1 protein-coding gene is annotated in these 345 nt (G+C 51.3%); it reads left to right on the top strand.

Annotation, left to right across the window (positions count from 1 at the left end; genetic code table 11):
• Positions 1–345: pyridoxal-phosphate dependent enzyme (locus A3751_RS01775; RefSeq protein ID WP_156492182.1), on the top strand; the 345-nt coding region annotated here is incomplete at both ends.

Here is a 345-nt window from a genome sequence, read left to right as displayed (position 1 = left end):
TACATCCCTCCTTACGATGATGAAGACGTGATAGCCGGTCAGGGAACGGTTGCAATGGAGTTGCTAAAGCAGCACACGGACGCAGCGCATGCGGTATTTATTCCTTGCGGTGGCGGGGGCCTTATTGCGGGGATGGCTGCATACATTAAATATCTGCGCCCTGAAATTAAGGTGATCGGCGTAGAGCCTGAGGATGCGGCTTGTTTGTTAGCTGCGAAAAAAGCCGGTAAGCGCGTTACGCTAGATCAGGTGGGTATTTTTGCTGATGGAGTGGCTGTGCGCCAGATCGGGAAATTGCCGTTTGATATCTGTAAGGATCATGTCGATGATGTGATCACGGTGAGT

It is taken from the genome of Oleiphilus sp. HI0080, from assembly GCF_001635135.1.
The sequence above is the reverse complement of the archived record's forward strand: the minus strand, read 5'-3'. Positions and strand labels throughout refer to the sequence as shown.